The sequence below is a fragment of the Luteolibacter rhizosphaerae genome (genome assembly GCF_025950095.1).
Classification (GTDB): Bacteria; Verrucomicrobiota; Verrucomicrobiia; order Verrucomicrobiales; family Akkermansiaceae; genus Haloferula; species Haloferula rhizosphaerae.
This window is the reverse complement of record NZ_JAPDDR010000024.1, coordinates 1-26,702: the sequence shown is the minus strand read 5'-3', so window position 1 is coordinate 26,702 and position 26,702 is coordinate 1. Positions and strand designations below refer to the sequence as shown.

Here is a 26,702-nt window from a genome sequence, read left to right as displayed (position 1 = left end):
TCCCGTCGTTTGATCCGCGACCACGAGGTAAGGATCGAACATTCGGAAGCGCTGATCTATCTCTCCATGACCAAGCGCATGCTCGCAAGAATCGACGCCTGACCATTTTTCAGACAGCTTCTTAACAGGAGATGAGTTACTCCCGGATCTTCAACTTTGCGGTCGTACCCGCATTGTTTGTCGCCTGCGCTTCCTCTTGCTCCAAGCCGGAGGATCCTGATGTAAAGGCCAAGCGTGAGTTTCGCGAGGCGCTGGTGGTTGCGGTTACGAATGCTTCGAGGATCGAAGTGGTGGAACATTCGCATGTTAACGACTTCCTAGAGATCTATAGCCCCGGGGAAGATGGCATCTACTCAAGCGATGAGGTTCCGACGGTCGAGTATGCGCGAGTTCCCTTGAATGGAGAGCAAAGGGATGAATTGTCAAAAACGCTTCGCGCGATGGATGCTTCCGAGCCGCTGGTGATCAGCTTCTGTGCTGCTGCACCGCGCCACAGCATCGAGTTTCATTCGGATAATGGTGTGTCTTCGAGGCTCGCGGTTTGTTTCGGTTGTAGCAAACTCGAGTGGAGCGAGCGCGATCTGGAGGGTGATCCGATCTCTTGGGTGAATGGTTTAGAAGCTTTCGTCGGCGGTCTGGGCATGAAGCCGAAAGCGGATTGGGAGGGGCGGTTGAAGAACTCCGGAAGGCTGGAGGCTTTTGAAGCTTCGAGCGGGTGGAGGAGGATTACAGAATGATGCCGCCTGACCCGGCGGGGGCTGCCTGCCCGTGGTAACAGCCGTCTGGTATGGCTACCTCGAGCAGGTTGCGGCCGTGTTCGGCTCGGGATCTTGCGGCTCGCTCCGTGTTCATCAACGACATGGAGATAAACGACGGAGAGGGATTGAGTCCGGGTTTATCTATCAGATCCGGTTGTTTGTCGGCAAGGGGTGGACGTTCGGGTGCGCAACCTCTTCGAGGTAGAATGGTGCGCGGGGTCGATCCCGGGGTAGCCTCCTGCGTCGGCAACCCCGGGCTTTGTTGTGCAGCCCCGTTGGGGCATCAGAGGCTGAATGAATCTCCCGCGGGGAGGTGTGGCCATGAGCCATCATGCTCGGCTCAGGCGGTGGGCTCCGCCGGGGCGGCTTCGCTGCCTTCGGTATTCGTCAGCGACTCGATGAGACGGTAGGATTGGGAGTTCGGGTCGTGAAGCGGAGAGATGGTGTCTGTCATGACAATTCTCGGCCACGAATGTGCATTGGTGGCAGCATCCCCATAGAAAATCACCTGCTCTACACGGCGGAAGTGTCTAAACCAGATTCCGAGATCTTCCGAGGTATGGCGGATGTAGTTATATTCACCGGCGACAGTACAGACTGCCAAGGGAAAGTGGTGAGCCATGATTAGGACTCGGTCTCCGATCGCCATTTGGGTTGCGAAGGCCACGTAGTCGCTCTGTCCCGTTTCAATTTCTCGAGTGGCATCGCTCAGCAGATCCCCTGCCTCGGTAAGAAAATCCAGACCGATATAGCCAGCACAAAGGCTTCGGCATGCATATTGGGTGGCGCGAGATGAATCGCATGGATGAAGTTGCATTCTCCAGTATCGCATAGGATGATATTTGTCGAAGGGAGCCGCCATCGTCGATGATTGATGTTGTGAATACAAGATATCAATGCGATCCATTCCATGGATTTCTGTGCCTGCTTAGCTCCGCCTGCGATCCGAGTTGGCTGTGCTACGACGACAGGATGATCAGGGGTCCCGCTCGTGGCGTGTGATCAGTTCGGCGAGCATTGCGCGTACCTGGTCGTCCAAGGTGATGGTGGAGTCTGCCAAGATCCCGGCGATGATGTGGTGCTCCGTTTCTGTTTTGATCCTTCCGCGCTTCAAGATTCGTCGATAGGCCGATGCATAGCGGCAGCGGATCTCGGAGAAGGTGATGATCTCTCGTTCGCGGAGTTCGGAATCGAGACCTTGGATGAAATCGAGCGGTTGGTCGGCGAGGTTCTCGATGGTGTCATTGACGGCTTGTCGGAGGCCCTGAAGCGCCTTTGAACGGCCGTGGGTGGCGGCAATGTTTTCCGCCACGTTTGCGGGGTGGTCCGGGGAGTTTCGATCCACGCCCCAGATACGAGTGCAGTAGTAGCCGAGATAGGAGAGCAGTTCTAAATACTCGCGTTCCTGTTCAGGCGACATTTGGCGTGGCATGGTTCAGGAGGTGTGGGATGAGCTTACCCCGGGGTGGCCTCCTGCGTCGGCGACCCCGGGCTTTGTTGTGAGGTCCCTTTGGGACAGGGGAAGAGGGTGGGTGTTGTTCCCGGTGGGTTAGTCCCAGACGTATTTTTCGTCCCAGTCAATGTGGTGCTTTTTCAACATCGCGCGGAACTCGTCTTGGAAGCTCTGCTTCCGATGATGCTCCTCTTGGTTGGCGATGTATGCTTGGACTTTGTCCAATTGGGAGATGCTCACCGAGAAGACTCCGTAACCAGATTGCCACGCGAAATCGCGGAGTGCGGGGTGGTCGGTTTTGATCCACAGGCTTGATGCGCGTTTCAGTTCCTTGATCCAATCGGATTGGGAAATCGTCCGGGAGTGGCGAGCGAGGAGATGTACATGATCTTCCACGCCGCCAATGAGAAGCGTGGGGCAATCGAGGTTTTGGGAGATCCCCGCCAGATAACGGTGGAGGTGGGTCCGGAGCTCTTTGTCGGCGAGATAGGGTGCTCTCGATTTGGTCGAGAAGACGACGTGGAGATAAACGGCGGAGAAGGATTGGGGCATGGGATCCGGGTTTATCTATCAGATGTGGCCATTTTGCGGCAAGGGGGAGGATGTTCGCGTGCGCAACCTCTTCGAGGTAGAATGATGCGGGTGGTTGATCCCGGGGTAGCCTCCTGCGTCGGCAACCCCGGGCTTTGTTGCGTAGTCCCGTTGGGACAGAGAGGGGGCAGGTCTTCTGTCGAGCGGCGGGGGGCGCATGTGGGCGACATCATCGAGGTAAAATGATGCGGGCGGGCGATTCCGGGGTAGCCTCCTGCGTCGGCAACCCCGGGCTTTGTTGTGCAGTCCCGTTGGGACATCAGAGGGGCTGGTCTTCTGTCGAGCGGCAGGGGGGATGCTCACGTGGGTGACCTCTTCGAGGTAGAGTGATGCGGGCGCGATTCCGGGGGGGCTCCTGCGTCGGCGAGTTCGGGCTTTGTTGCATAGTCCCGTTGGGACAGAAACATACGCTTGGTTCAGGCGATGGGGAGGTCGCGGTGTTGGGATTTGGATTCGCGGTCGTGGAGGTCGATGACGGAGCGGATGCTGTCGTGGACGGTGCCGGAGCCGATGGCCTCGAGGAAGTGACAGGCGGCGAAGCCGGTTGCGACTTGCTCGTAGCGGGCGATCCATTCGTTCCGGAGATGGAGGCGGGATGGGTCGACGGGCCAGACTCCGGGCCGCGGGCGCATGTGGGAGGAGATGCCGATGCGCCATGGCTTGGCCGTGAGGCGGGCGCGGAAGCATTGCTGATTGAGGCACATGCGGACGTAAACGGGATCGGTGCCGACGGCGGAGAAGAATTCCTGGACCTCCGGGGCGGAGGGTTCGAAGGCTTGATGCGTGGCAAGGAGGCGCATGCCGCCGGGGGTGCGGTAGAGGCGGAGATTCCATGCGGGACGGGTGGCGAGGAAGCGATCGATACGGCGCCGGGCGATGCGTTCGGAGCCGCCCCGGATTGCCCGGGCCGCGCGATGGATGAAGGATGCCAGGGGATCGACGAGCAGGAGGAAGAAGACGAAGACGGCAAATGGCAGGCCCCAATTGTGGAAGTGGAAGCCGGCGAAAATGGAGAGCACTGCCAGGAGGATGATCAGGGCAAGGGTGGTGCGGCAGTGGCCGCCCGAGTCGAAGTCGATATCCGCGAAGAGGGCGTGTGGGGTATTGAGGCAATGCGCGCCGTAGGAATTGCGCGTGATGACTTCGTCGCCGTGGCGGGAGAGGACTTCCTCGCGGATGGGCACTCCGGATGCGCCGTTGTAGGGAGTCTTTCTTTCGCGCCGGTCGAGCTTCTCGCCGGAGAGGATGCGGGCGAGTGCCTCGGTGGCGCGAGCTTCAGTCATTTCGAGGGCATCCGCTTGGCTGAGCGTGGACCAACCGAGGCGGCGGACGGTGACTTGCTTGCCGGGCTCGCGATGTTGCTTGCGGGCTTCCGCCCAGTAGTCGGGAACGATCATGCGGAGGAGGAAGTGCGATTATCGTGGTGGGGGGAAGGGGAGTCTGGAAGCGAGATGTTAGATGCCGCAATCGAGAGGGTCGGAGGGGATATCACCACGGAGGATGGGAGGGAGCAGGCGGGGGAGTTGCCGCGGGGCGAAGTCGTCGGTGGTGCCGGTCAATTCGGAGAGAGTCCACCAACGATGGTCGCTGATGTAGCTATCAGGTTGGGGTGGGACGATGTCCGTGGCGGAGGGGATGCGGACGAGGAAGAACTTCTCGAACTGGTCGGACTCGCGGCCGTTCCAGAGGTGCAGGTGGCGGCGATACCAGACGCAGGGGCCGATGGGGGCGGTGATGCCGGTTTCCTCGTGGAGTTCGCGGAGAGCGGCTTGTTCGAAAGTCTCGCCGGGATCGAGGCCGCCGCCGGGCATGAGCCAGAAGATATGCCGGGTGGCGGGCTCGCAGGCGCGGAGGAGCAGGATGCGGTTCCGGTCATCGAGGAGGATGATGCGGGAGGCGAGGCGGGCGGAAGGTGGCGGGGGCGCTTGAGGGGGGCTCGACATGGCGATGTGGGGGCGGACGCGATCCAATGCGGCGATGCTCGCCGCACTCCACAGCGGCTGCGCCGCGAATGGGGGGAGCGTGAGGCGGGTGTTGGCTGGCGAGGTGCTTCACGGCAGCAGGGCTGCCTGCCGAAAGCGGCAGCAGGCTGCGCGCAGTCCAAGGCGGCGCAGCCGCGGATGGAGAGGCATCAAGGTGAGGTGGAGTGGCAGATGGCTTCGTCCGCCTGAAGGCGGGACTACGTACCCTTGATGACGGGCAGTCGGAGTGGCTTCAGGGCTGCAGACTGGACCAGTCCAAGGCGGCTGCGTCGCTATGAGCGGAGGATCTTTTCCATGGCTTTGCCCTTGGCGAGTTCGTCGATGAGTTTGTCGAGGTAGCGGATCTCTCGCATGAGGGGCTCCTGGATGTCTTCGACACGGATGCCGCAGATGAGGCCTTTGATCTGGGTGCGGGCGGGGTTCATGGCGGGTGCCTTCTGGAAGAAGTTTTCGAAGTCGGTTTCCTTTCTAAGGTGAGTTTCGAACTGCTTCTGGGTGTAGCCGGTGAGCCAGCGGATGATGGTGTCGACCTCGGACTTCTCGCGGCCTTTCTTCTCGGCCTTGGCGATGTAGTGGGGGTAGACGCTGGCGAAGGGCATTTGGTAGATGCGATGCGGAGGTTTTTCTGCCATTACTATGAAGGCGGAGTTAAGGAATGGATAATGGATCCCAAGGGAGGGGAATTGAGATGAAAGGCTGCGAGGGTGACAGAAACCCCCGAGCCGATCTAACAGAATACGTCTCACTTCCCCGTTTCTGAGGGCGGAGAGGAGCCCTTAAGCGCGAGGATCGCGTGGAAAGCGGGCTTCGGCTTGAGGGCGCGGTCGAAGAGGAGGGGATGATTCGTGCGGCCGCGGATGGGGAAGTGGTTCAGCCAGGTGCGGCCATCGTCGAGGCCCCAGAAGGTGACGCGGGTGATGGCGTCGCGATGGCGGAGGTAAACTTGGAACAATCCGGCATAGCGGCGGGCGAGCACTTCCTGGATCGGATCGGGGAGGGGACCGGGGTAGGGATCGAGCGCAGGCTCGGCTTTTTCGCGGCGGTTGATGTCGGCAATCCCCGGATCGCCGCGGGAGGGAAGGACATCCACATCGAGCTCGGTGACCATGACCTTCAGGCCGAGACCGGCGAGGGCCGTGATGGTCTTTTCGACTTCCGGGAGCGGCGGGTGATGCAGGTGGAAATGGGACTGGGTGCCGACGCCATCGACAGGGATGCCGCGCTCGCGGAGGCCGCGCAGGAGCTTGAGGCAGTTCTCCCGTTTCCGCGGGTCTTCCAGGCCGTAGTCGTTGTAGTAGAGCTCGGCCTGCGGGTCCGCCTCGCGGGCGTAGCGGAAGGCGTGGTCGAGGTAGTCATCGCCGATGATGCGACGCCACGGGGAATCGCGGAGGAGGTCGGGGCCGCCATCGGAGAGCGCTTCATTGACGACATCCCAGCCCTTGACCTTTCCCCGGTAGCGACCGACGACGGTGTGGATGTGCTCGCGCATGCGGGCGAGCAATGCGTCGCGGCCCAGCGCTTGGCCGTCCTTGTCTTGGAAGACCCAGGCGGGAGTCTGACTATGCCAGACCAGGGCGTGGCCGACGAGCTGCATCTGATGCCGCCGGGCGAAGGCGACGAAGGCATCCGCGGCCTCGAAGTGGTACCGGCCCGGGGCGGGATGGAGGGCCTGCCATTTCATCTCATTCTCCGGGGTGAGCGAGGAGAACTGGCGGGCGGCGAGTGTCTCCGCCTCCGCTTGCCGACCCCCGACCACGCGGCTGCCGAGAGCCACACCGATCAAGAAGTCGTCTTGAAACACCGAGCGCAGGGCGGCCTCCTCCGCGGTGGCGCGGGTGGACAGCAATGCGAGCGCGGCGACTGCGGCGATGGCGTGGGTCGGAAAGCGGATCATGGTTCTCCTGAACTACCGTCGCCCCGCCAGGAACTTGCATCAACGGAAGATCCGCTGCGCGAATTCGCGGAGGGCGTGCCCCCAGTGGGTAGCATCGTGGCCGTGGCCGTCGACGTGCCAGACATGGGGGACCTTGTGTTGCTTCAGGTAGGCATGCATTCCTTGGCTGAAATTGATGAGGCCGTCCTTGTTGCCGCAGGTGATCATGAGGAGCTTCAGCTCCTTGGTGGCCTTGGCGGGGTCGGGGACGAGTTCCGCAGGCGGCTTGGTATTCGGGGCGGCGGAGAAGGCGCCGATCCAGGCGAAGGTATCGAGGTGGGTAAGGCCGAAATTGAGCGTTTGCCCGCCGCCCATGGAGAGGCCGGCGAGAGCGCGGTGCTCGCGGTCGGCACGGGTGCTGTAGCGGGAATCGATCGCGGGGATGACATCATCCAAGAGATCGCGCTCGAAGACGGCGAAGGCCGGGGCGGCGGCGAAGACATTGCCCACGGGGCGGTCGTCCTTCTGGGCCCTACCGTTCGGCATGACGACGATCATCGGTTCGGCCTTCTTGTCGTGGATCAAGTTGTCGATCAGGGCATCGACATTCACGAAGCGCTGCCACTCGGTTTCGTCGCCGCCGATGCCGTGGAGCAGGTAGAGCACGGGATACTTTTGATCCGCCGTGTAGCCGGGCGGGGTGTAGACCTGCATCTTGCGCTTGGTGCCGACGACCTTGGAGTCGTATTCGATCATCTCGAGTTTCCCGCGCGGACCTTTGTCGTTTGGTTTGTTGTAGCCTTCGGGCGGGGCGGGATAGGCGGGTTTGTCGTCGGGGCCGAGCACGATGGGGGCATCCAGTTCCCGCGGCCGGGTTGGCGGTTCTTGGGCGGTGGTGATGGCGAGCGAAGCGACGAGTCCGCAGAACAGGAGGCTGGCAAGGGATTTCATGGGCGTGGTCAGCATCGGTGATTTCCGGCGGAGGTCTTGGAGAATTGCGCCATGGGGCGGGTTTCAACACACGGGAGGTAGGTGAGAGAAGGAGATCGTGGACAGATGGGCACGTGGCTCCTAGAAAAGCCGGGGGCGGTCCTTGGCTGCTTCCTGATTGTTGTCGCCTTCGAATCTGTTTCCCGTGGCCTACTCTGCCGATCGCTCCTATCCCGCCGTCCTTCGTCCTGTAGCTATCACGGGGGCGGGGATTCTGACTTCGATGGGGGATGATTGGGCGGGGAATGCGACGGGGTTCCGGGCGGGGCGGACGGCGTTCAAGCCGGTGACGCTTTTCGATGTCTCGCGGCAGCGGGTGGGAACGGCCGGGCAGGTGGATCTGCCGGAGAGCGTGGCGGGAATCGGCGGGCGCGAGTGGCAGCGGATGGACCGGGGGACGCGGATGGCATTGATCGCGGCGCAGGAGGCGCTGGCGATGGCGGGGCTCTCCGGCGGGCGGATGCCGGTGGCGGTGGGAACCTCCGCGGCGGCGATGCCGGTGGGGGAGCAGTATTATCTCCAGGCGACGCAGGGGCGCTCGCGGCGGCAGCAGCTGACGCGGGTGGAGACCTATCAACCGCAGTACCAGATGGCGGCGATGATGCGGGCGCTGGAGGTGCAGGGGCCGCTGCGGATTCTTTCGAACGCGTGTGCGTCCGGTGCGAATGCGATCGGGCATGCGTTCCAGATGGTGTCGGAAGGGAAGGCGGAGCGGGTGCTGGCGGGTGGCTATGATGCGCTGTGCCAGTTGGTCTTCGCGGGCTTTGATTCGCTGCAGGCGCTTTCGCCGTCCGGGATTCCGCGGCCTTTCGATGCGGCGCGGGATGGTCTGGCGCTGGGCGAGGGGGCGGGCTTCGTGGTGGTGGAATCGCTGGAGGGGGCGCAGGCGCGCGGGGCGAAGGTGCTGGCAAAGCTGCTCTCCTATGCGGCGGCGACGGACATTCATCACCTGACGCAGCCGCACCCCGAGGGTGATGCGGCGCTGACGACGATGGAGCGGGCAACGCGGGCCGCGGGGCTGGAGCCGGGGCAGATCGACTACATCAACTCGCACGGGACCGGCACGCCGCTGAATGATGTGGCGGAAGCGAATGCGATCACGCGCTGGGCGGGCGATGCGGTGGGCGGGATCAAGGTGTCCTCCACGAAGTCGGCGATCGGGCACCTGTTAGGAGGGGCCGGGGCGGTGGAGTCCGTGCTGTGCCTGATCGCGCTGCGGGAGCAATTCCTGCCGGCGAGCCTGGGGGTGCGGGAGATGGATCCGGCGGTGAAATTCGATTTGGTGCAGCAGCCGCGCGAGGTGGCGGTGCAGCGGGTGCTGACGAATTCGTTCGGGTTCGGCGGGGCGAATGCGACGCTTATATTCGAACTCTGAAGGCTGAACTCTGAAGTTTGAACTTTGAATGGAAGAAGGAACGAACGGTGGAGTCGCTGGGGTTTTGAATTTCTGAGCTTTTGACGTTTATGCCGCGCATCACGATTTCGGGAACCGGAGCTGTTAGCCCTGCGGGGTGGGGAGTGCCTGCGCTGATGGAGGCGCTGGATGGCGGGGCGAGACCGGAGGCAGGGGAGATCGTGCGGGAGATTCCCGGGCATGAGGCGGTGAGGACGGCGGTGCTGCGGGTGCCGCCTGCGCCTGCGACGCTGCCGAAGAGTCCGCGTCTGCGGCGGGTGAGCCCGGTGTCGAAATTCGCGGTGGCGGCGGCGATCGAGGCGCTGGGACCGGAGCGGATGGAGAGGGTGATGGCGGGTGAGATCCGGCTTGGCGTGATCTGCGCGCTGATGAACGGCTGCGTGAATTACTCGAACCGTTTCTTCGGGGAGGTACTGGCGGATCCGGCGGTGGCGAGTCCAATTTTGTTTCCGGAGACGGTGTTCAACGCGCCTTCGAGCCACTTGTCGGCGTTGTTCCATTCGACGGCGCCGAACGATACGCTGTTAGGCGATACGGCGGAGATTTATACGGCGCTGGAAGTGGCGACGGAGTGGCTGCTGCGCGATGACTGCGATGGCGTGCTGGTGGTGGTGCCGGAGGAACTGGATTGGCTTTCGGCGGAGGCTCTGAATCTTTATGCGGAGGGATGTCTGCCGGCGGAAGGGGCGGCGGCGCTGTATCTGGAGAAGGATGGCGAGGGTCCAGCGATCACGAACATACCGGATCCGGTGGCTTTGGGGCCTGGATGCGATCGGGCGGCGGCTTTGCGCGAGGTGATGGCGGCGACGGGGGCGAGCGATGATGGCGCGACCTTGCTGGCGGATAGCCGGAGCGGGGTGGCGCGCTTCGATGCGGCGGAGCCCGGATGGAAGGGTGAGAGATTTTCTGTTAGGGAAGTGCTGGGCGAGTCGTTCACCGCGTCATCCGGGATGCAGGTGGTGGTGGCGGTGGAGGAGCTGCGAAGGGGCAGAGCGAGCAGGGCACTGGTGACGACGCTGGGCGGGAACGAGCAGGCGGCGGGGTGTTTGTTAGAGCGATGACGCTGAACGAAGAAGGCCCTACCGGTAGATTCCGGCAGGGCCTTTCGTGAGGAGTGGTGGTGCGAGGATCGATTACTTGGCTTCGCGGGTGCGATCAGCCTCGTTTTCGATGGCATCGGCCTTGCGCTCGGCGTCCTTGCGGACGGCATCGGCATTGTCTTCGGCAGCATCGGCCCGGGCTTCCGCGTCTTCCTTGGTGGCTTCGGTGGTACCTTCGGCTTGCTTGCGGACGGTATCGGCGGCGTTTTCCGTGGCGTCTGCAGCGGCTTCACCTTGCTTGCGGACATCCTTGGCCTGCTGCTCAAGGGCTTCCGCCTTGTTTTCCAAGGCGTCCTCGCGCGCTTCTTCCTGACGGGAATCGCAGGCGGTGAAGAGGAAGCCATAGGTGGCGGCGGCGATGATCGAAGTTACGAACGGTGCTTTCATGGTTGTGATTCTAGGGTTGGCTTGCCCGTTTCGGGGCATGGATCACTGATCGCATTCGGTGTGCCGTTTGATTTTTCAATGGGTTACGAGGATTGATCCGGTTAGGAAGAGATGGTCTTGCATGGTGCGAGGTGGCATCTTGCACGATCTGGCGGTGGTGCATGCGGGCTTGCGGGGCTGCGTAGCCTTTGTTCCCGTGGGTGCGGAAATGACCGCTGCCCCCACACCGCAAGAGGTGATCGAGATGCTCCGTGAGGAAGGGATTGCCGACTTGCCGGACGGCTTTCCGGTGGAGGGCGACCTTTTCGCGGCGGGGATGGATTCGATGGCGGTGATGCAGCTGATCGTGATCGCGGAGGAAAAGTTCGGAGCGGTGATCGCACCGCAGGATGCGGACCGGGAGAACCTGGGGACGCCGCGGGATCTGGCGGCGCTGATCGGGAGGAGGCAGGCGTGAAGGGCTGCGACGTGCTGGTGCTGGGGGCCGGGAGCGCCGGTCTGGCGGCGGCGGCGAGCGCAGCACGGAACGGTGCGAGCGTGATCCTGGTGGAGCGGCACGGCTATGCGGGCGGGATGGGTACGGCATCCCTCGTACATACGTTTTGCGGGCTCTACCTGGCGGGAGGCGAGAGGCCGGTGGTGGCGAATGCGGGATTCCCCGCGGAGATGGAGGAGCGGATGCGGCGTGCGACCGGGAGCGGTCCGGTGAAGATGGGGCGGGTGTGGGTGCTGCCGCAGCATCCGGTGGAGTTCGTGAAGATCGCGGATGCGGTTCTGTTAGATAGCGGGGTGAAGATGCTCTACCATAGCGAGGCGATCGCGGCGGAGCCGGAGGGCGATGGCTGGCGGGTGGAGGTGGCGAGCCGCGGGGGGATCTTCCCGTTGCGGGCGAAGGTGGTGGTGGATGCGAGCGGGGATGCGGTCTTCGCTGCGCTGGCGAAGGCGGAGACGGCGACCACGGAGGGAGGGCGCTTGCAGCGGCCGGCGTATGTCTTCGCGGTGCAGGGCGGCGGCGAGGGCGGACTGGTGACGGCCGGCCGGATCGTGGAGGGGGTGCGGCGCGGGGTCCTGACGAAGGATTCGCTGGGCCTGCATTTCCGTGCGAGCGGGCGGACGGGGGAGATTTTCGGGACGATCGATCTCTCGGGGAAGGAGGCGGAGTATGATCCGTTAAATCCCGAGTGCCTATCCGGTCTGGAAACGGCCGGGCGGGCGATTGCGGCCGCGGCGATCGATTTCCTGAAGGGTGAGGCGGAGAGCTGGGCGGGTGCCTACATCTCGCAGTGGCCGGTGCGGGCGGGAGTTCGCGAGAGCCGGCGCTGGATCGGGAAGAAGGTGCTGCGGGCGGAGGAGATTCTTTCCGGAGCGCGGTACGATGACGAGGTGGCGCTGGCGACCTGGCCGCTGGAACTGCGCGAGACGAATCGAGGGCCGAAGCTGCGCTATGCGGAGGGCGATCTGCCGGCGGGAATTCCGCTCGGTTGCTTGGTGCCGGAGACGCTGGAGCGGGTCTTCGTGGCGGGGCGCTGCATTTCCTGCGACCATGAGGCGCAGGCATCGATCCGGGTGATGGGCACCTGTTTCGCCACCGGGCAGGCGGCGGGGAACGCGGCGGCTCAGGCGGCGGCCTTGTAGCGGAAGGCGAGATTCACGCGGCGTGCGGTGAAGCCGCGGTCGAAGCGGACCTTCTCGATCGAGCGGATGCAGAAGGCCTCGAGGTCCTCATCCTCGCCGAGTTTCACAGGCAGGCTTTCCAGCATGCGGCCATCGGCGCGGACGGCGATTTCGAGGTTGGCCTCCAGCCACGCGATGAGCGGAGCCATCTGGGGCATCGCCACGGAACCGGCGGCGGTGAAGAGCTGGAAGAAGCAGCGCACGCACTTGCCGGGATGGCCTTTGCTCATCAGGAGTTCGCGAAGGTCCAGAATGGCATCGGCTTCCTTGGCCAAAACAGGTGCAAGGGGCAGGAGGAGGCCATCGATTTCGTGGGCGGCGGGCTGCACGCGGCGGAAAGAACTTCAATTGAGACGGTGTCGCAATAGAAATCGCTATCGGTTAGATCCCGGGAGCGCGGACTTCAGTCCGCTCCAGCCTCTGGATTCCAATTCGTTCCCGCGCTGGACAGTGGCCAAAGCTGCGGCTCCAAGCAGAGCCCCGCCTTCACCGGATTCCGGCGAATGTAGATGCGGGCATCGTGGAAGTGGTCGGCATCCCGGATGAAGCGGTCATGGTAGTCTGGCATCCAAAGAGTTCCGCGTCGATCAAGCTGCTTGTTGATGGCGGCGGCGGATGCTCCCTTCCAAGTCTGGACGATTGAGCCAAGGGAGCGGCCCTCCATGGAGATCAGGGCGTGGACATGATTCGGCATGACGCACCACTCGATCAGCCGGTAGTGGACTCCGTGACCCGCTACAAGCTGGTGTTGGATGTGGGTGCCAATCTCGACGCGTCGAAGGATGCTGCTGCCGTGCCCCGCGTCTTCATAGGCGGCGATTCGCCTGCGGATTTCGGCCTCGGCTCGCTTGTCGCCTTTTACCCGGAGAGCTTCGTTTCTCCATGATTCGAGAACGTGTTTCGGGACTGAATCGGCCAAACGGAAGGTAATAGCCTGGATGGAGTCGTGGAAGTCGCAATGGGGGAGGTAGCCTCGGGTATATCGGCCTTTATGATCCACGCAGTGGTTATAGAGTGGGGGGAACGGGTAGTGAAGAGTGCATCTTCCAGTGCTCGGGCGGACTGAAGTCCGCGCTCCCGGGTCAGCTGACGCGCCAGTCGGAGGGGCGTTGGCCTTTTTCGGCGACGAAGGCTTTGGTGAAGTGGCTGAGGCTGTTGTAGCCGACCTCGAAGGCGGCTTCGGTGACGTTGCAGCCGCCGTCGCGGAGGAGGGAGGCGGCGCGGTCGATTCGGATCTCGCGGAGCTTCTGGCTCAGGGTCTTACCGCTGTGCTGGCGAAAAAGGCGGCTGAGATAGTGGGGCGCGCAGCCGACGTGGCGGGCGACGGCGTGGAGGTCGAGGTCCTCGCGGAAATGCTCGCGGAGCCAGAGGGTGGCGGCATCGATGCGCTGGCGGAGCGGGTCGTTCCCGCCGGAGCCGCTGCGCGGGGCGCCGCCGAAGAGGCTGAAGCATTCCAAGGATTTGCCCCGGAACCATGCGGAGCGGAGCGGGCGGGGGACCGGGGGCTGGAGCAGGAGCTCGCTGAGGTCGCGCTCCGCCAGATTCATGGAGCGGAGCTGGCCGAACTGGGCAGCCTCAGGCGTTTCAGTGCCACGGAGGACAGGGTGAAGGGTGTTGTCGCCAAAATTGGAGACGAGCCAGGCCGGGGAGGCGGCGAGGACAATGAAGCGGTGGCGGCCCGGGAGGCGGCTGGCGTGGATGGTTTCGCCTTCTCCCGGTCTCAACAAGGAGATGGTGCCGGGGACGATACCCAAGCGGATGCGGGTGCCGAGGACGACCGCGTGCCCATCGAGATTGAGAACCAAGTGACCGGAGGAGGGTTGCAAAATGCGGCTCCAGTCCACTGCCTGCGAGAGATCCACGTCCACCCCGGTCACGCTGACTCCGTCTCCTTCATGGAGCATCGTGGCGTGAAGCAGGGCGGACACGGGGTGATTGGGTAGTAATTGCGATTGAGTCGCAAGAAGAAGATTTGCGCATGGCGGCCAATTGCTGTCGGGTAGCGGCTGGTTGCAGATTATTCTCTCCCCCGGCAATCCATCGTTAGGGAAAGGCAAGGTTGCGGGAGCGCGGGACGCGGGGGGAGGGGAGGATTTCCGGCACCGACACCCTGCCGTCGGCCAGCCCCTTAACGCCATGAAATCGCCCCGCCGTTGCCGCCGCCCCCTGTTTTTGCTGTCTGCCCTTGCCCTGACGCTTAGCGCGCCCGTCGCGCAGGCGGCCTATGCCGTCTACGAAGGAACGGGGATCTACACCCCGGAGTTCCGCGGCCAAGCGAACACCACCTACTTCGGCTGGTCCTCCGGCACTTGGGATGGCAATCCGCCGCTGGGCGAAGGTCAGCCGGACGTGACTCCGGACATCCTCAATGGCACTCCGTCCATCAACCCGGGGAACCTTTCCGGAACTTCCTTCATCACGCAGACCGGCAGCTCCGATATCGTTTCAGGGAGCAACAACATCTATTCGAGCGTCGGTGGCATCAATAGCCAGGGCCTGCAACTGCACGTCCCGACGAACGGTGTGGTGGGCACGGAAGGATTCACGACGATCATCATCCAAGGTCTCTCGATGTCGGGCGCGATGTTCGGCGGGAACTTCGCGCTGGATGGCTTCGGCTTCTCGATCAACGGCACCGAAGCGGAGTATGTGCACACGGTGAACGCCCTCGGCCTCGGCCAGTGGTTCGCGAAGTTCGAGCTGACCGGAAACCAGTCGATCTACGACATCGACATCTTCGGTGTCGAAGGGATCCCGGGCGGCTCGGTGCTTTCGGTGACCGACCTGCAGGTGGATACCATCTACTCGCCGACCGGATTCGCGTCCGACTCCGCGGTGGTGCCGGAGCCTTCCGGCCTGCTGCTTTCGCTGATCGGTGCGGCGATGCTGCTGCGCCGCCGCCGCGCTTGATTTGATTTTGCCAAGGCAATCGACGCCCCGCGAGCGACCCGGTGGGTCCGGCGGGGCGTCTTTTTTGTACTAGGGGTGGCGTAGTTCCCGGAGTTTTTGAGCCAGGATGGATGAGATCGGGGAAGGGTCCCGGATGGATCAACCGCGGATTACACGGATGGCGCGGATGAGGTTATGAGGACTCTTGGAATGCGCCCGAGCTTTGGGATCCTTGGTAGGTGGGGCTGCTCAAGTCATAAAGGCATGGGGCTTTAGCGGGCGTGCCAGGCTTTGAGGAGTTCGGTTTGGCGTTCGGGGGAGATGCCGGCGCGGAGCTTGGCTTGGCGTTCGGCGGGGAGTTGCTTGAACCAGGCGAGGGTGTCCTTGGTGGTGGTGGCGAGGGGGCGGAAGCTCAGGCCCGCGCTCAGGGCTTTGGCGATGCTGGTGCGGCCGAAGCCGGCGGAATCGCCTTGGCCGGGAACCCAGACGGGAAGATTCCCCCATGGAGCGATTCCTTGCTGCTTGAGAAAGTCGGTGGTGACGTGGGTGAGCTTGGCTTCCGAGTTGGTGGCGGTGCGGATGCCTTCGGCCATGGCTCCCATGGTGAGTTCTTTTTCGGGGCCGCAGGCGTTGAAGGTGCCGAAAGCCTTTTGCTCGGCGAGGCGGATGGTCCATTCGGCGAGGTCGCGGGCATCGATGATCTGCACCGGATCGTCGGCGGGCGGGACGAGGACTTCGCCCCCGGCAGCGATGCGGACGGGCCAGTAGGTGAAGCGGTCGGTATCATCGCCCGGCCCGACGATGAGGCCGGGTCGGATCACGGTGGTGATGCCGGGAAACTGCTTCTCCGCCTCGCGTTCCGAGGCGGCCTTGAGCGGGCCGTAGAGACTGAAGTCGGCGCGCAGGGTGGCATTGGTTTCGGCCATGGCGTCCGCGCCCTCGTAGGGCACGGTGGGCGTGGTTTCGTCGCGGCCGGGCTTCGAGCTATCGGCATAGACAGAGACGGTGGAGATGAAGAGGTAGTGCTTCACCTTTCCGGCGAGGACCTTGCCAACATCGCGGACCCAGAAGGGGACGGAGGTGGGGTTGTCGATGCAGACGTCCCACTCGCGGCCTTCAAGGGACTTCAGGTCGCCCTTGTCGCGATCGCCGGTGAGTTCCTCGACTTCAGCGGGCCATTCCTGCGGGCGGCGTCCGCGGTTGAAGAGGGTGATCTTGTGACCTCGGGACAGGGCGTAGCGGACCTGATGGGGTCCGGTGAAGCCGGTGCCGCCGAGGATAAGGATGCGGAGCGGATTGGGTGCGGGGTCCGCGGCGAAGGCGGGGAGAGAGAGGGCCGCGGCGGTAGTGAGTTTCAGGGATTGGCGGCGGGTCATGGTGGGATGGGTGAAGGAGTGGGTTATTCCTCAAGTGCTTCCTTCTCCTGTCGCTTCGATAGAAGGTAGACGAACACTACGAAGGGGACGGCAATCATCATCAAGTTTTCATCGAGGTCGCCGCATTGCGCGCAGACCAGAAAGGAAAGTGGGATGAGCAAAAGCAGCTCGATGAAGCCCCCTTCGCGACTGATGAAGGTGAGGGCGCGGTAGGCGAGAATGAAGGAGAGGGGCAACGCGATCCACGACCACCAGCCGCTGCCTACGGCGATGGCCACGATGGTGAGTGGCAAGAGCGGGGCGGAGGAGAGGGAGTCTTGAAGTGATTCTCCGACAGAGCCGAGGCCTGTGAGTCCGGCGAGAGTGAAGCCGATCCATATGGCGAACCAAGCCAAGGCGGTCCGGAGCAGCATGCCCGAGATGGAATGGCCGATGAGGTCCAGAGGATCGACTCTCATGTGGAAACGGAGATGGAGGATGGGGCTTTTAGCGGATAGACCGGGGGAGAGCAAGAAGGGTGTCCGCTCAGGGGAAGGGTGGTTTGGTCGGGCTGGAGCCTTGTGTTGACCGGGGAGCGCTGAAACGAAGCGGATGGCGGTGTGAGGGAGACGCGAGCAGCCGGAATCACGAAGTGATTCCGCTACGTGAGGGTGTGGTGGGGCGATGGGTGGCTGCGTCCGCCTGAAGGCGGGACTACTTACCCTTGGATTCGGGCGCCGAAGGTGATTCCGGCGGGGGCGTGGTGGTGTATTGCAGCTTGGTAGCGGCGAATTGCCATCGCGGGGGGTGATGGCAATCCAGCGTCAATCCTTCGCAAGAGAGAGGGAGCGCGGTGGGGTGGGTGGGGGGAAGGATCGCGCCGATGAAATTGAGTTGGCTAGCGCTTGGCGCGTTGCTTCTGCCTCTGGGCACCGGCTTCGCAGCGGATGAGAAGTTCGAGAAGGATCGTCAGGCGATTCTGGCGATGGCTGGAGATTTCAAGGTGGGCTTCCATTTCCAAGAGACGCTGTCGCTGCGCTCCGACTACGAGGCGAAGACCAAGGCCTATGAAGAAGAGGCCTTCGAAACGGTGAAGGTGGTGGAAGACAGCGGGAAGAAAATCGTGCTGCAGCACATCCTGCAGGCGGGCCCGATGGTGGTGAAGCACTGGGCGCAGATCTGGACTTACGAAGACACCGAGATCCTGGAATTCCAAGGCAGCCGGGTCTGGAGCACTAAGAAGATCAGTGCGGAGGAAGCAAAGGGCAAGTGGTCGCAGCGCGTGACGCAGATCGACGATTCGCCGCGCTACGAAGGTATCGCCGCCTGGGTGCACAACGAGCAGTCCAGCGAATGGACCGCCGTGGCCAACCGGCCGAAGCCGCGCCGCGAGGAGAAGCGCGACGACTACGACCTGCTGGTGGTCACGAACCGCCACACCGTCACCCCGCTCGGCTGGTTCCATGAGCAAGACAACGCCAAGGTGGTGAAGCGCGAGGGCAAGGAGTATCCGCTGGTGCGCGAGATTGGCTACAACCCGTATCTGCGCGTAAAGGATCACGACTTCGCGAAGGCGAATGCTTATTGGGACAAAACGCATGCCTTCTGGAAGGATGTGCGCGGTGTCTGGGAGGAGCTCTATCCGGCCCAAGGCAGCATCAAGGTGCAGAGCAAGGCCGAGCCCGGCGTGTTGATGGACGTGGTGGCTGAATTCGTGGAAGAGACCGAAGATGGCAAGGCCCCCGACGTTGCCAAGATCCGCGAGAGCCTGAAGCCCTTCGTGGTGGCGCAGTGAGCTGTTTTCCCCATCCCCCCTGGAGCCGTACCCGCTCCCACATTTTCCTGGTAACTGTCGCCATCGGTATGGCGCTGCACCCCGCCTCGGCGGCGGATCCTGAGGAGGAGTCCGCCGCCGGGGATGAGGGGTCCGGGTCGGTCGTGGACGAACTGGACGAGATCGTGGTGGTCGCCTCCCGCTATGAGCAGGAGTGGATCAACGCCAGCGGCTCGACCTTGAGCACGAGCTCGGAGGAACTGCTGCGGACCGGATCGCAAGACCTCGGAGGTTTCGCGAAGTATGATCCGACGGTTTCGCTGCCCTTCGACTTTAGCAGCGGCGACGGTGCCTTTGCCTACGGGCAATCCGGCTACGGGAGCATCAATGTCCGCGGGGCGGAAGGTAACCGGGTGGCGATCGAACTGGATGGGATCCGCCAGCCGCCGCAGTATGTCTCGACCTCCTTCGACATGGGAGCGGGCGATGGCGCGGGCGGTGTGGGTCGTGACTACTTCGATCCCGCCATGTTCGACATGGTGGAGGTCTTAAAGGGCGGCGCGAGCGCGCTCTATGGCAGCGATGCCTTGGGAGGCGTGGTTTCCTTCAGCACGCCCGAGCCCGAGAGCATGCTCAAGGGGAAGAACTACGGCGGGCTGGTGCGGGCGCAGTATTTCTCGGTGAACGAGAGCATCGCCGGCCAGGTGGGTGGCGCAGTGAAGAAAGGGGACACCTCGGTGATGCTGCTCTACGCGACGCGCGAGGGGGAGGAAACGGCCAACAATGGCAACGAGCCGCCGAACCCCTCCGATTTCAACTCCCACTCGGCGCTCCTGAAGGCCGAGCATGTGGCGGGTGATCATACCTTCCGGCTGGCGCTGGAACTCTTCGAGCGCGAAAGCTTCACGGATGCGCGGAGTGCGGCGAATTCCTTGTTCCCGGTCTTCACGGATTACGTTCACAACACCCAGTATCTGGATCGCCAGCGGGCGAGCCTGAAGTGGGGCTATGCACCGCAGGACGGCTGGCTGGACCAGCTCGACAGCCATGTCTACTGGCAGCACGCGGGAAGCCGCAGCGACAGCGACTCCGCCTCCCTTCCCCGGGTGATCGGTGGCGTTCCGATTCCCGGCACCGAGCGGACGCGGCAGCAGAAGATCAGCTTCGACACGGATATCACCGGCCTGAGCTCGGTCGCGCGGCGGAGCTTCGGCAGTGAAGACGGTGTGATGCACACGGTGATGGCGGGGATCGATGCCTCGCTCGAGGCATCAAGCAACCGCTACACGCGGGTGGACTCCCCTGCGGTGACGGACAGCAACCGTACGGCCTTCGCACCGAGCGACACCACGCGCGCGGGTATCTTCGTGCAGGATGAGATCAAGATCGCACGGCGCTGGATCATCACTCCGGGCCTGCGCTTGGACTGGCAGAAGATCGAACCGAATCCGAATGCGGCTTATTTGGAGCGCTTGGCCGAGCTGAACCTCTATGCCCAGGAGCCGCCGAGTGACTACGACAACCTTTCGGTCGCGCCCAAGCTCAACCTGGCATGGAAGCCGGTGGAAACGATGCAGGTTTACGGCACCTGGGCCTCGGGGGTGAGAAATCCCACCGCGGAGGAGCTTTCAATGATCTTCGTCCATCCTGCCAGCGGGGGAAGCAACTCCGGCACATTGACGGTGCCGAATCCCAACTTGGAGGAGGAGAAGAGCAATTCCTTCGAGCTCGGCTTCAAGGCGGATGGTAAGGCCGGGCGCTTCCAGAGTTCGGTGTTCTACACGCACTACCGCGACTTCATCGAGAACGGTGTCGATACCGGTGAGAACGACGGCGATAACCGCGATATCGTGACCACGGTGAACCGGGGCGAGGCGGAGATTTACGGCTTCGAACTCGGCGGGATCCACGAGCTGGGCTACTGGTCGCCGAAGGCGGAGGGCTGGCAACTCGGGTTGAGCACCGGCAAGACGGTGGGCAACAACTTGAGCAGCGATGTGCCGCTCAACTCGGTGGAGCCGTGGAAGACGGCGGCCTTCGCCGGCTATGAAGATCCGGAAGGGAAGTTCGGCGCACGGTTGACGGGTGTCTACACCGCGGCGGTCACCCGGGTGGACGATAGCACGAACCAAGGGGAATTCTTCCGGCCGCCTTCGTGGTTCACGCTGGACCTTGCAGCTTGGTGGCAGCCGACGGAGACGATCGCGATCCATGCGGGGCTGAACAACATCTTCGACGAGAAGTACTGGGCCTGGGGCTCGGTGCGCCGCGGGGGTGGTCATTTGGGAGGAAACGGCACGACCGATCGTGCCACGGCTCCGGGACGGAACTTCAGTTTGTCGGTGACGAAGACATTCTAACAGATCATGAAAGCGATTCTTCTGCTTTTCGCATCCGCCGTGCTGGCGGTTGCCGAGACGGTGACCTTCACGCCATCGCTGGATAGCGATGTGTATGCCTACTTCGATGCGCCGTCCTTCACGCCTGACTCCCTGAACGTGGGGGCACACCCGACACAGGCGCACTCGCACCACTCGCTGGTGCAGTTCAATATTTCCACGCTGGCGATCCCGGCGGCGGAGATCGGCACGGCGAAGCTGCGCTTATTCTCCCTGATTCCGAATTCGTCGAACGGCGGCGGTCTGCGCGGAGGGAATGTCTCGGTGCACCGGCAGGGGCAGGCGTGGAGCCTGAGCCCGACGCTGCGCTGGAATCACATCAAACCGCAGGAGCTGGCAGGCACGATCACGATGACGGCGGCCAGCACGGAAGTGTGGGTGGAGGTGGACGTGACGACGCTGGTGAAGCAGTGGGCGGCGGGGACCGTGCCGAATTACGGGTTCGTGCTGAAGCCGGAGAGCGAGACGCTGGAGCCGCTGCTGAACGTGGAATTCGCCTCGATGGAGCTGACCAGCTTCAAGCCGCAACTGGTGATCACGCGCTCGACCGCGCCGGTGCCGAATCCGGTGCTTTCGATCGCAAAGCAGGGGAACCAGATCACCTTGGCCTGGCCGGTGACCGGCAGCACGGGCTGGACCCTGCAGGAGGCGGACAACCTTTCCGGGCCATGGACGGCGAGCACGGCGACTCCGGCATCGAGCGCGGGCGTGTGGCAGGTGAGCGCAACGGCGGGGTCGAGGAAGTTCTTCCGACTCTACAAGCCGTAAAGGCATTTGACGGGCGGGCGCGAGACGCACCCGCTCCTTGGTTTACATGAGCGGGGGAAGGTGCGTAGAGATGTCATGCGCGCGTTCCTCCTGCTTTGTCTGATGTCCTGCCCGGTGGGGGCTGAGGTGGTGGTGGTCAAGAACACCGCGGAATTGAGAGCGGCGCTGGGCAAGCTGGCGAAAGGGGATATTCTTAAGATCGGCCCGGGGGAGTATGCGGCGGATCTGCATGTGGCGGGGATCGGGGATCTGACGGTGGAGGCGCTGGATGCCACGGCGCCACCGCACTTCAAGGGCGGGAAGCAGGCGTGGCATTTCTCGCGCTGCGAGGGCCTGAAGCTGCGACACGTCAAGTGCAGCGGGCAGAGCGCGAACGGGATCAACCTGGACGATGGCGGGAAGCGGGAGGATCCGGTGAAGGGAATCCTGTTAGAGGGCGTGGAGGTGAGCGACATCGGGCCGAAGGGAAACTTCGATGCGATCAAGTGCTCGGGCCTGCAGGGGCTGCGGATCAAGGATTGCACGATCAGCGGCTGGGGCGGGCAGGCGATTGATCTGGTGGGCTGCTCGGAGTCGGTGATCGAGGGCTGCACGATCACGGGGAAGGAAGGCTACTCGCAGCACACCGGCCCGCAGTTCAAGGGCGGCTGCCGGGACATCACGATCCGGAACTGCGTGCTGAAGAATGCGGGCGAGCGACCGATCCAGGCGGGCGGCTCGACGGGGCTGGATTACTTCCGGCCGCCGGGGGTGAAATACGAGGCGAAGGATATCATCATCCGCGATAACACGATCGAGGGCGGCATGTGTGCCACGGCCTTCACCGGAGTGGATGGCGCGGAGTTCACGGGGAACAAGATCGTGAACCCGGAAAAGTGGGTCTTCCGGGTGCTGCAGGAGACCAAGGAGGAGGGTTTCGCGCCCTGCCGGAACGTGAAGATCGCGGGGAACGAGATCCGCTTCCTGAGGGAGAAGGTGGGCGCCGAGGTGAACGTGGGCGGGGGGACTGCGGTGGAGACTTTTCGCTTCGAGGGGAATACCTGGGTGGCGACAGACCGGCCGGAGAGATCGAAGCCGAAGTTGCCGGTGGAGGAGGTGGCGGGAAAGTACGGGGAGTGAGCTACTGGATGGTAGTAGTTATTTCTCTGCCGCGAGAAGGCGCAGAAGGGCGCAAAATTTTTGAGGAGGAGGGGGGGCGTGCCGACTAGAGTCCAATGCCGTTAAGGACTGGGGAGGCCCCGTTTGCTACGGATTATACGGATTCAAGGGATTTGACGGATTCAAAGACAGGATCAGAAGGATTTCTGAACGGGCATTTCTTCTCGTGAAGCCAACACAGCTTCATCCGTGTAATCCGTTGAATCCGTACAATCCGTGGTCGATCTGCCGGAGCCTCGATGCGGGCTCCGATTCAAAAACGAGTCCTTAACGGCATCGGACTAAAGTAGGCTCACCCAGGGCCGGGTCAGGTGACGGGGGAGACGTCTACGGAGACCTTGAGGTGATGGTTCGCGCCGCCGACGGTGACGCCGCGGAGCGGAGAGACATCACGGAAGTCGCGGCCGGTGGCGACGGTGATGTGGCGCTCGGCGGGGCGGAGGTTGTTGGTGGGATCGAAGTCGATCCAGCCTTGGCCGGGGACGAAGACGGAGACCCAGGCGTGGGAGGCATCGGCACCGACCATCTTGGGCTTGCCGGGCGGCGGCAGGGTCTCGAGGTAACCGGAGACGTAGCGCGCGGGGAGGCCTATCGAGCGCAGGGCGGAGATCATGAGCTGGGCGAAGTCCTGGCAGACGCCGCGGCGGTTCTCGAAGACCTCGGTGATCGGAGTGGCGACGGTGGTGAAATTCGGGTCGAACTTGAACTCGCGGTTGATGCGGGAGTTGAAGGCGGAGACCGCCTCCAGGACGCAGCGGCCCGGCGTGAAGTCCTGGCGGGCGAATTCCGCGAGGACGGGCATGATGGGGATGAGCGGGGAAGAGAGCGTGAAGGCGCGGGCATCGAGGGACGCGGCATCCTTCGAGGCGAGCAGGGTCTGCTTCATCTTCTCCCAGGGGCCGCCGGCTTCGAGCGAGAGTTGGCCGTGGGAGAGGACTTCCACTTCGCTCTCCGCGGTGATGATGAGTTCGGGATGCGGGCGCTGGATGGAGAAGTAGTCGATGTGATTCCCGAAGGAATCGTGGCGGCTGCGGTGGAACTCCGGCTCAGGATCGATCTTGAGCTTCCAGGAGAGGCAGCGCTGGCCGGGGAGATCGAGCGGGCGCAGACGGGCCTCGTTGTGGCAGAGGTTCGCGGGAACGTCGTAGCGGTAGCTGGTCCGGTGGCGGATTCGGTAGAGCATGGAGCCGGGAGCTTAGAGCTTGGAGTGGAAGAAGTTTGCGAGTCTTCGGTGTTCAGTTTTCAGGAGAGACTCTTGCTCTCCGCTCTTTGCTCCATGCTAGCCACGCAGGAAATGCGGGCGGTCGGCGTGGCGGAAGTAGGTCAGGGTGAGCGCGTTCGAGAGCTGGTAGAGGGCGCTGCTCATGTGGCCGACGAAGGCTTCGAGCTTCTTGCGGCTGCCATTGCTGGAAAGCGCGAGCTGGCCGAGATCGGTGAGGCGGAGGCGGCTGGTGAGATCGACGAGGATGCGTTGCTCCGCGGTGAGGCGGGCACCCTGGGTCTGGCGGGGGAGTTGCTCGATGTTTCCGGCGAGGCGCTGGATCTGATAGAGCAGCGAGCGGGCGTTGTTCGGCTCTAACAGGAGGAGCTCGAGGACGAGCTCGATGCGCGGGTGGGTGCGGTAGCGCTTGCGATAGGTGACGAGGCTGTCGGAGGCGGCGAGCACGGTCTCCATCACGAGCTGCTCCTCGGCAGGGCTGCGGGTCTCGACGAGGAAGTTGCGGAGGATCGAGAGGAGGTACTGGGCGCGCTCGATGCGGCGGCCGGAGTCGAGGAGACGCCAGCCGGCATCCCGGGTCATGCTCTCCAGATTCAGGCCGAGGAGGGCGGTGAGGTGGAGGATGAGGCGGTTGAGGGGATCGGTGAAGCCGTCGAGATCCTTGCGCTGCGGGGCCTCGCGCTCGACCCACTCGCGGATCACGGCCTCGATGACGCGCCATGAGTCGGGCGACCAGAGATCGCGGACGGCGTAAGTGGAGTTCCGGAAGGAGCGGAGAATGCCTGGCAAGGAGCCGGGGCGGGCGGGATCGAGGAGCAGAGAGGCGACGACGTCTTCATCGCTGACAGCGGAGAAGGTTTCGCCCGGCTTGGGCGGACCGGAATTGGTCACGCCGACGAGGCCGCTCATGAGGATCTCGCGGTGGCGGCGGAGCTGTTCGTCATCGTCGCCGATGGCCTCCACGAAGCTGAGGACGGAGCGGCGGAGGAGGCGGGCGGTGCCTTCCGCGCGCTCGGCGTAGCGGCCGGTCCAGTAGAGGTTCTCGCCGGAACGGCTGGGGACGTTGCGGGCGTCCGGCTCGGTGAATTGCTCGGTCTCTTCCCAGAGGGAGACGAAGGGTTCGCTATCGGCGCCTTGGACCCAAGTGTCCTTCGAGGTGCCGCCGAGCTGGCTGGAGACGATGAGGGCATCCTGCGAGGCGGCGATGCGGGTGAGGCCGCCGGGCATGACGATGTAGCGGCCATCGTGGGTGGCGGTGACGAAGCCGCGGAGGACGCCGCGGCGGGCCTCGATCTGGGTGCCGCTGAGGCAGGGCTGGGTGGAGAAGCCGACCTGTTCCTGGCCGACATAGCATTCCGGGCAGGCGAGGATGCGGTCGCGCAGGGCGGCAAGCTCCTTGGCATCGAGGGTGGCACCGAAGACGGTGCCGAAGGTGGGGGCGCGGTGGATCGACTTCACCACCATCTGGTCGAGGCGGGAGAGCACGGTCTCGCGGGCCTGCTTCTCGCCGCACCACCAGGTGGCGGCGGAGGGGAGGATGAGCTCCTCATTGCGGAGATGGCGGGAGATTCCGGGCAGGAAGGAGAGCAGGCCGGGATTCTCCAGCACGCCGCTGCCGGGGTGATTGACGACCGCGACATTGCCAGCACGGATGGCCTCCAGCAGGCCGGGCACGCCGAGCTGGGAGTCTTCCTTCAGTTCGAGCGGATCGCTGAACCAGGCATCGACGCGGCGGATGATCACATCGACGGGCTCGAGGCCGCCAAGCGAGCGAAGCCAGACGCTGCCATCGCGCACGGTGAGGTCTTCCCCCTGCACCAGCGAGTAGCCGAGGTAGGATGCGAGGAAGGCGTGCTCGAAGTAGGTTTCGTTCTGCGGGCCGGGGGTGAGGATGACGATGCGGGGCTCGCGGGCGCCGGCGTGGGCGGGAAAGGACTCGAGCGTCTGGCGCAGGGTGCGGAAGAAGCCGGCGATGCGGCGGACCCCGGTGCGGTGGAAGAGACGCTGCATCGCGCGGGTCATGACCACGCGGTTCTCCACGACGTAGCCGCTGCCGGAGGGGGCCTGGGTGCGGTCGTTCACGATCCACATGCGGCCGTCCGGGCCGCGGGCGAGATCGGCGGCGTAGAGGATGAGCTGGCGCTTCGAGGCGAGGCGCATCCCGTGGCAGGGGCGCAGGTAGCCGCGGTGGGCGTGGATGAGCTCGGGCGGGAGCCAGCCGCCGGTGATGAGGCGTTGCTCGCCGTGGATGTCGGTGAGGATGTCGTCGAGCAGCTCGGCGCGCTGGATCAGGCCGGCCTCGATGGTCTTCCAGTCCTGCTCGGAGACCACCCAAGGGATGGCGTCGAGCTGCCAAGCGCGGTGCTCGCCGTCCGGAGCGCCGTGGACGCTGTAGGTCACGCCGTTTTCGCGGAGGAGGCGGTGGATCTCACCGGAGGTGGCGGCGGCCTGCTCGGGGGTGAGGCCCCCCAGCCAGGAGGCGACATGGGACCAGGAGGGATTGGTGCGGCCGTCGGTGGCGAGCATTTCGTCCCAGGTGCCGCGGCGGTAGTCGGCGGGCAGGATGTTCTTGGGTGTGGCCGCAGCCGGCATGGCTCCGGGTATGCCCGGAAGGCCTCCGTTTGGCAATGGTGGGAACGGCGGCTTCGTCATCGCGGAAAGCCTATCAGATCCCGTGCCTTCCCCGGGGAAAGTCTCAAGTGCTGCTTAAATAGCATTTTAGGTTGAAACAGGGGTGCTGACCTGTTGTTTTCAACCTACATCTTCATGGCGATTTCCTTTAACTTTCATCTTAGAAGCTGTCTGAAAAATGGTCAGGCGTCGATTCTTGCGAGCATGCGCTTGGTCATGGAGAGATAGATCAGCGCTTCCGAATGTTCGATCCTTACCTCGTGGTCGCGGATCAAACGACGGGATTG

The 26,702-nt window shown here is 63.5% G+C and carries 27 protein-coding genes; 11 read left to right on the top strand and 16 right to left on the bottom strand.

Annotated elements, in window-relative coordinates; translation table 11 throughout:
* The first annotated feature begins 131 nt into the window (after nucleotides 1-131).
* Nucleotides 132-737, top strand: coding sequence for a hypothetical protein (locus tag OJ996_RS25865; protein ID WP_264516663.1), 606 nt, complete (start codon nucleotides 132-134; stop codon nucleotides 735-737).
* Nucleotides 738-1,098: 361 nt separating this feature from the next.
* Here the strand turns inward: OJ996_RS25865 and OJ996_RS25860 are convergent, their stop codons facing one another.
* The 8 genes from OJ996_RS25860 to OJ996_RS25825 form a co-directional block, all read right to left on the bottom strand.
* On the bottom strand, nucleotides 1,099-1,665 hold the full coding sequence (locus tag OJ996_RS25860; RefSeq protein WP_264516662.1) for a hypothetical protein: 567 nt from the start codon (nucleotides 1,663-1,665) through the stop codon (nucleotides 1,099-1,101).
* Nucleotides 1,666-1,734: 69 nt separating this feature from the next.
* The gene (locus OJ996_RS25855; RefSeq protein ID WP_264516661.1) at nucleotides 1,735-2,190 is read right to left on the bottom strand and encodes a hypothetical protein; all 456 of its coding nucleotides are present in this window, start codon (nucleotides 2,188-2,190) and stop codon (nucleotides 1,735-1,737) included.
* A gap of 117 nt (nucleotides 2,191-2,307) precedes the next feature.
* The gene (gene tnpA, locus OJ996_RS25850) at nucleotides 2,308-2,763 is read right to left on the bottom strand and encodes an IS200/IS605 family transposase (protein ID WP_264516660.1); all 456 of its coding nucleotides are present in this window, start codon (nucleotides 2,761-2,763) and stop codon (nucleotides 2,308-2,310) included.
* Nucleotides 2,764-3,218: 455 nt separating this feature from the next.
* On the bottom strand, nucleotides 3,219-4,199 hold the full coding sequence (locus OJ996_RS25845; RefSeq protein ID WP_264516659.1) for a hypothetical protein: 981 nt from the start codon (nucleotides 4,197-4,199) through the stop codon (nucleotides 3,219-3,221).
* Nucleotides 4,200-4,256: 57 nt separating this feature from the next.
* Entirely contained in the window at nucleotides 4,257-4,745 is a 489-nt protein-coding gene (locus OJ996_RS25840; RefSeq protein ID WP_264516658.1) for an NUDIX hydrolase, read from the bottom strand.
* A 311-nt stretch (nucleotides 4,746-5,056) separates the two neighbouring features.
* Nucleotides 5,057-5,416 (bottom strand): DUF2200 domain-containing protein, encoded by a 360-nt coding sequence (locus tag OJ996_RS25835; RefSeq protein WP_264516657.1) that lies wholly within the window; start codon nucleotides 5,414-5,416, stop codon nucleotides 5,057-5,059.
* 110 nt (nucleotides 5,417-5,526) lie between these two features.
* The gene (locus OJ996_RS25830; RefSeq protein WP_264516656.1) at nucleotides 5,527-6,678 is read right to left on the bottom strand and encodes an endo-1,4-beta-xylanase; all 1,152 of its coding nucleotides are present in this window, start codon (nucleotides 6,676-6,678) and stop codon (nucleotides 5,527-5,529) included.
* Between the two features lie 39 nt (nucleotides 6,679-6,717).
* Complete coding sequence (locus OJ996_RS25825) at nucleotides 6,718-7,608, bottom strand: alpha/beta hydrolase (protein ID WP_264516655.1); 891 nt, start codon at nucleotides 7,606-7,608, stop codon at nucleotides 6,718-6,720.
* A 184-nt stretch (nucleotides 7,609-7,792) separates the two neighbouring features.
* Between OJ996_RS25825 and OJ996_RS25820 the strand changes: the two genes are divergently transcribed.
* Both OJ996_RS25820 and OJ996_RS25815 read left to right on the top strand, forming a co-directional pair.
* Nucleotides 7,793-9,022, top strand: a complete 1,230-nt coding sequence (locus tag OJ996_RS25820; RefSeq protein ID WP_264516654.1) for a beta-ketoacyl-[acyl-carrier-protein] synthase family protein — start codon at nucleotides 7,793-7,795, stop codon at nucleotides 9,020-9,022.
* Nucleotides 9,023-9,111: 89 nt separating this feature from the next.
* Nucleotides 9,112-10,122 (top strand): beta-ketoacyl-[acyl-carrier-protein] synthase family protein, encoded by a 1,011-nt coding sequence (locus tag OJ996_RS25815; protein ID WP_264516653.1) that lies wholly within the window; start codon nucleotides 9,112-9,114, stop codon nucleotides 10,120-10,122.
* A 72-nt stretch (nucleotides 10,123-10,194) separates the two neighbouring features.
* On the opposite strand, the gene OJ996_RS25810 is transcribed toward OJ996_RS25815, so the two are convergent.
* Nucleotides 10,195-10,548 carry a hypothetical protein gene (locus OJ996_RS25810; RefSeq protein ID WP_264516652.1) on the bottom strand — a complete coding sequence of 118 codons (354 nt, stop codon included), beginning with the start codon at nucleotides 10,546-10,548 and terminating at the stop codon, nucleotides 10,195-10,197.
* A 208-nt stretch (nucleotides 10,549-10,756) separates the two neighbouring features.
* On the opposite strand from OJ996_RS25810, the gene OJ996_RS25805 reads away from it, so the two are divergent.
* Together OJ996_RS25805 and OJ996_RS25800 are read left to right on the top strand one after the other, a co-directional pair.
* Entirely contained in the window at nucleotides 10,757-11,005 is a 249-nt protein-coding gene (locus tag OJ996_RS25805) for an acyl carrier protein (protein ID WP_264516651.1), read from the top strand.
* Entirely contained in the window at nucleotides 11,002-12,183 is a 1,182-nt protein-coding gene (locus OJ996_RS25800; protein ID WP_264516650.1) for an FAD-dependent oxidoreductase, read from the top strand. The genes OJ996_RS25805 and OJ996_RS25800 overlap by 4 nt, the downstream gene beginning before the upstream one ends.
* On the opposite strand, the gene OJ996_RS25795 is transcribed toward OJ996_RS25800, so the two are convergent.
* The gene (locus OJ996_RS25795) at nucleotides 12,165-12,551 is read right to left on the bottom strand and encodes a hypothetical protein (RefSeq protein ID WP_264516649.1); all 387 of its coding nucleotides are present in this window, start codon (nucleotides 12,549-12,551) and stop codon (nucleotides 12,165-12,167) included. The two genes, OJ996_RS25800 and OJ996_RS25795, sit on opposite strands and share 19 nt — an antisense overlap.
* A gap of 74 nt (nucleotides 12,552-12,625) precedes the next feature.
* A complete protein-coding gene (locus OJ996_RS25790; RefSeq protein ID WP_264516648.1) occupies nucleotides 12,626-12,916 on the bottom strand; it encodes a transposase in 291 nt (96 codons plus the stop codon).
* Here OJ996_RS25790 and OJ996_RS25785 point away from each other — a divergent pair.
* A complete protein-coding gene (locus OJ996_RS25785; protein ID WP_264516647.1) occupies nucleotides 12,905-13,108 on the top strand; it encodes a hypothetical protein in 204 nt (67 codons plus the stop codon). The genes OJ996_RS25790 and OJ996_RS25785 overlap by 12 nt on opposite strands.
* Before the next feature lie 196 nt (nucleotides 13,109-13,304).
* Here the strand turns inward: OJ996_RS25785 and OJ996_RS25780 are convergent, their stop codons facing one another.
* Entirely contained in the window at nucleotides 13,305-14,150 is an 846-nt protein-coding gene (locus OJ996_RS25780) for a helix-turn-helix transcriptional regulator (RefSeq protein WP_264516646.1), read from the bottom strand.
* A gap of 208 nt (nucleotides 14,151-14,358) precedes the next feature.
* Between OJ996_RS25780 and OJ996_RS25775 the strand changes: the two genes are divergently transcribed.
* Nucleotides 14,359-15,132: a PEP-CTERM sorting domain-containing protein gene (locus OJ996_RS25775; protein WP_264516645.1), complete on the top strand. Its 774-nt coding sequence runs from the start codon at nucleotides 14,359-14,361 to the stop codon at nucleotides 15,130-15,132.
* 251 nt (nucleotides 15,133-15,383) lie between these two features.
* Here OJ996_RS25775 and OJ996_RS25770 read toward each other — a convergent pair whose 3' ends face one another.
* Both OJ996_RS25770 and OJ996_RS25765 read right to left on the bottom strand, forming a co-directional pair.
* Nucleotides 15,384-16,487, bottom strand: coding sequence for a Rossmann-fold NAD(P)-binding domain-containing protein (locus OJ996_RS25770; RefSeq protein ID WP_264516644.1), 1,104 nt, complete (start codon nucleotides 16,485-16,487; stop codon nucleotides 15,384-15,386).
* A 23-nt stretch (nucleotides 16,488-16,510) separates the two neighbouring features.
* A complete protein-coding gene (locus OJ996_RS25765; RefSeq protein ID WP_264516643.1) occupies nucleotides 16,511-16,945 on the bottom strand; it encodes a hypothetical protein in 435 nt (144 codons plus the stop codon).
* Between the two features lie 434 nt (nucleotides 16,946-17,379).
* On the opposite strand from OJ996_RS25765, the gene OJ996_RS25760 reads away from it, so the two are divergent.
* The 4 genes from OJ996_RS25760 (at nucleotide 17,380) to OJ996_RS25745 (ending at nucleotide 22,526) form a co-directional block, all read left to right on the top strand.
* Nucleotides 17,380-18,261 (top strand): DUF6607 family protein, encoded by an 882-nt coding sequence (locus OJ996_RS25760; RefSeq protein ID WP_264516642.1) that lies wholly within the window; start codon nucleotides 17,380-17,382, stop codon nucleotides 18,259-18,261.
* Nucleotides 18,262-18,329: 68 nt separating this feature from the next.
* Nucleotides 18,330-20,600: a TonB-dependent hemoglobin/transferrin/lactoferrin family receptor gene (locus OJ996_RS25755; protein ID WP_264516641.1), complete on the top strand. Its 2,271-nt coding sequence runs from the start codon at nucleotides 18,330-18,332 to the stop codon at nucleotides 20,598-20,600.
* A 6-nt stretch (nucleotides 20,601-20,606) separates the two neighbouring features.
* A complete protein-coding gene (locus OJ996_RS25750; protein WP_264516640.1) occupies nucleotides 20,607-21,407 on the top strand; it encodes a DNRLRE domain-containing protein in 801 nt (266 codons plus the stop codon).
* 75 nt (nucleotides 21,408-21,482) lie between these two features.
* Complete coding sequence (locus OJ996_RS25745; protein ID WP_264516639.1) at nucleotides 21,483-22,526, top strand: right-handed parallel beta-helix repeat-containing protein; 1,044 nt, start codon at nucleotides 21,483-21,485, stop codon at nucleotides 22,524-22,526.
* A 346-nt stretch (nucleotides 22,527-22,872) separates the two neighbouring features.
* Here OJ996_RS25745 and OJ996_RS25740 read toward each other — a convergent pair whose 3' ends face one another.
* Together OJ996_RS25740 and OJ996_RS25735 are read right to left on the bottom strand one after the other, a co-directional pair.
* Complete coding sequence (locus OJ996_RS25740) at nucleotides 22,873-23,748, bottom strand: transglutaminase family protein (RefSeq protein ID WP_264516638.1); 876 nt, start codon at nucleotides 23,746-23,748, stop codon at nucleotides 22,873-22,875.
* 96 nt (nucleotides 23,749-23,844) lie between these two features.
* Nucleotides 23,845-26,376 (bottom strand): circularly permuted type 2 ATP-grasp protein, encoded by a 2,532-nt coding sequence (locus OJ996_RS25735; protein WP_264516637.1) that lies wholly within the window; start codon nucleotides 26,374-26,376, stop codon nucleotides 23,845-23,847.
* Nucleotides 26,377-26,702 lie beyond the last annotated feature (326 nt).